The following is a 2,942-nucleotide window of genomic DNA, read 5'->3' on the forward strand; positions in this document are numbered from 1 at the left end:
TCTCTTACAAAGAAGAAGAAGTTCCAGAGGATTTGGGAATTTTAATTAATCCATAAAATATTTAATCTCATCTCGCAAAAAATCCTCAAGACCGATAATTTTGGGCTAAAAATAATCCTGATGAAGTTAAATTGGTAAAAGAAATTAAACAAAAGTATGATGCGTCACTAAACTCAATTAGATAAAAATTATATTGAAGATATTAAATTAACTGAAGTCTACTTTTACTTGGATCTAAAATATGAGCGTTAATAATCAACTTATTTCTACTTACTCTCAAGCTTCATTTCCCCAAAAATCAGAAAAAATTGTGGGAAATAAAAGAAAATATCGTCGATATAATTGGATATTTTTACTGTCGCTATTTCTCCCTGTAGTTACTGTAGGAGTATTCAATATTATTGTCGATCCTTATGATGTATTTAATACTCCCAATTTCTTAGGAATAAATCATTCAAAACCTCGGAAAGATAATAGCGATCGCCTGTTCAAGGCAACTGATATTATTCGGATTAAACCTGTTACTGTTTTGATGGGGTCATCTAAAACTAAACAAGGTTTAGATACTAATTATCCAGCTTTGAAGAATGAACAACCTGCTTATAATGTAGGACTAAATGCTATAACTGCTTATGAATTACGACGTTATTTAGAACATTCTATTGCTAACCAAAAAGAATTAAGTTTGGCTATTGTTGGCATAGATTTCTTGATGTTTAATTCATTTACTAAGACTCGAGGAAGCTTTGCCGAATACAGGTTAACAAAACAGTATATTTCCCCGAAAGATATAATCAAAGTAGCCTTCTCTCTGAATGCAGTTTTAGCTAGTAAAGAGGCTATAATTGATAGTAAAAAAACTTCCTTAGATGATATTCCGTATGAAGAAAATGGATTTATGCCAGTTCTAAATCCTGACCCAAACCAAACTAAGGATAAATTTCGATATGCTATCAATAATTATTTTAAGTCTCATGCTAAGTATAAATTATCTACTCCATTAATTGAATTAAAAAAAATAGTAGATTTATGTCAGAAAAATAAAATTAAGTTAATTGTATTTATTTCTCCCTCTCATGCAACTCAGTGGGAAGCAATTAGAGCAACAGGTGAGTGGTCAACTTTTGAAGAATGGAAACGTGAAGTTGTAAAAATTACTCCGGTATTTGATTTTTCTGGGTACAATAGTATCGCATCTGAACCTATCCATAGTGGTATGGAAAACTATAGAGATAATTTTCATTACACTAAGAAAATTGGAGATTTAGTTTTGAATCGGATTCTTGATTATAGAGAAGCAGATGTTCCAGATGATTTTGGGATTTTAATTAATCCAGAAAATATTGAATCCCATCTTGTAAAAATTCGTCAAGACCGAGAATTTTGGGCAAAAAATAATTCTAATGAAGTGAAGTTGGTAGAAGAAATTAAACAAAAGTATGATGCGTCACTAAACTAGATAAAAATTATATCTGACATATTAAATTAACTAAAATTTACTTTGAATTGGAGGCAAATTATGAGCATTAATAATCAACTTAGTTCTACTTACTCTCAAGCTTCATCTTCCCAAAAATCAGAAAAAATTGTGGGAAATAGAAAAAAATATCGCCGATATAATTGGATATTTTTGTTGTCAGCATTTCTCCCTATAGTAGGTGTAGGAGTATTCAATATTATTGTCGATCCTTATGATGTATTTAATACTCCCAATTTCTTGGGAATAAATCATTCAAAACCTCGGAAAGATAACAGCGATCGCCTGTTTAAAGCAAATGATATTATTCGTATTAAACCTATAACAATTTTGATTGGTTCATCCAGAACAAAACAAGGTTTAGATCCAAATCATCCAGCATTAGAAAATGAGCAAACTGCTTATAATTTATCTTTGAATGGTCTGAATATTTATGAATTACGACGTTATATAGAACACGCGCTCGCTAACCAGAAAGAATTAGATTTTATTATTCTTGGCTTAGATTTTTTTATGTTTAACACATTCTTAGAAAATCAACCTAGCTTTTCCGAAAATAGATTAGAAAAACAGCATATTTCCTTAGCAGATTTTGTCAACGTTACCTTTTCTTCAGATGCACTTTTAGCAAGTAAAGAAACTATAGTTGATAGTCAAAAAAATCCGCCAGATAATATTGGTTACGGAGAAAATGGATTTATGCCATATAAAAATCCTGACCCAGAAAAAACTGAGTGGAGATTTAAAAATAGTATCAATGTTTATTATGGATTTCATGCTAAATATCAATTACCTACTCAATTAAGTGAATTGAAAAAAATAGTAGATTTGTCTCAAGAAAATAAAATAAAATTAATCTTATTTATTTCTCCCTCTCATGTGACTCAGTGGGAAGCAATTCGGGCAACAGGTGAGTGGTCAACTTTTGAAGACTGGAAACGTAAAGTTGTAGAAATTACTCCTGTATTTGATTTTTCTGGATACAACAGTATTACATCTGAACCTATCTATAATGAAATGGAAAATTATACAGATAATTCTCATTACACTCCGAAAGTAGGTAATTTAATTTTGAACCGAATTCTTAATTACAAACAGGAAGATGTTCCAGATGATTTTGGGATTTTAATTAATCCAGAGAATATTGAATCCCATTTAGCTAAAATTCGTCAAGACCGAGAAGTTTGGGCAAACAATAATCCTGATGAAGCAGAGTTGGTAAAAGAAATTAAACAAAAGTATGATGCAGAATTAGCAGAAAAAGCAAATTAAGTAATTAGAAAATTGTAATGTTAGTGAGTTCTGGTTTAACAGCATTAAAAACAGGTGACCTTTTACCTTTAATTGGAGCATTAAATTTCATTACAATGTTAGTAGTATAAAGTAAATCTAGAAAAAAAAAGTTATCCACAGCAGTGAAAAGCTAAAATTCAGCAAGAAAAAAAGACAGCAGCAAGGCTAGTAA

The 2,942-nt window shown here is 30.4% G+C and carries 2 protein-coding genes; both read left to right on the forward strand.

Translation table 11 applies throughout. The annotated features are described in order from the left end of the window. Positions 1-241 precede the first annotated feature (241 nt). Positions 242-1,459, forward strand: coding sequence for a hypothetical protein (locus tag AFK68_RS03690; protein ID WP_210407209.1), 1,218 nt, complete (start codon positions 242-244; stop codon positions 1,457-1,459). A 60-nt stretch (positions 1,460-1,519) separates the two neighbouring features. Next, the gene (locus AFK68_RS03695; RefSeq protein ID WP_210407210.1) at positions 1,520-2,749 is read left to right on the forward strand and encodes a hypothetical protein; all 1,230 of its coding nucleotides are present in this window, start codon (positions 1,520-1,522) and stop codon (positions 2,747-2,749) included. Positions 2,750-2,942: the final 193 nt, after the last annotated feature.

The organism is Hydrocoleum sp. CS-953, assembly GCF_002260545.1.
Classification (GTDB): Bacteria; Cyanobacteriota; Cyanobacteriia; order Cyanobacteriales; family Microcoleaceae; genus Trichodesmium.

Excerpts from the sequence above, each read along its gene's own strand:
- AFK68_RS03690 (WP_210407209.1), top strand. The coding sequence starts at position 242 with ATGAGCGTTAATAATCAACTTATTTCTACTTACTCTCAAGCTTCATTT.
- AFK68_RS03695 (WP_210407210.1), top strand. The coding sequence starts at position 1,520 with ATGAGCATTAATAATCAACTTAGTTCTACTTACTCTCAAGCTTCATCT.